This is a genomic window from Chitinophaga sp. 22308 (genome assembly GCF_052045305.1).
GTDB classification, from domain to species: Bacteria; Bacteroidota; Bacteroidia; order Chitinophagales; family Chitinophagaceae; genus Chitinophaga; species Chitinophaga varians_A.
In genome coordinates this window covers 1-522 of record NZ_JBQEOP010000028.1, presented here as the reverse complement: position 1 = coordinate 522, position 522 = coordinate 1, and the positions used below count along the sequence as shown (strand labels likewise).

Below are 522 nucleotides of genomic sequence, written 5' to 3'. Positions count from 1 at the left end.
GTAATCTGTACGTGGAGCCGGTAACCGTAGGCAATCTTACTAAAGGGCTGGTAACGGGAACGCGTATCCGCATACTGGGCACGGATACCTGGCTGACCACCACCAGCTATTATAACGACAAAGGGCGGGTAAGCCAGATACTATCAGATAACGCTGCCGGAGGTAGTGATGTGATCACCACCCGATATGATTTTACCGGAAAAGTAGTCAGTACTTATCAGCGGCATACAAACAACCGGAGTGGTGTTACACCGCAAACCACGGTGCTCACCACCATGTTTTATGATGCGCAGGGAAGAGTGAAGGCCATCAATAAACAATTGAACGATAATCCCGGCCTTCTTCGCACGGTAGCCAGAAACAGCTATGATGCCACCGGACAACTGGAACTAAAAGAACTGGGCATTGCCGGTGGCGGTGCTCCGTTGGAAAAACAGACTTACGATTATAACCTGCGTGGCTGGTTGCGCAGTATCAGCAAAGAATACCTGCAAAACGGCACGGGTGGGGCACACTTTGGCC

The 522-nt window shown here is 51.0% G+C and carries 1 pseudogene; it reads left to right on the top strand.

The features are described from left to right. Nucleotides 1–522: pseudogene (locus ACTJJS_RS33525) on the top strand (DUF6443 domain-containing protein); the annotation flags it as partial.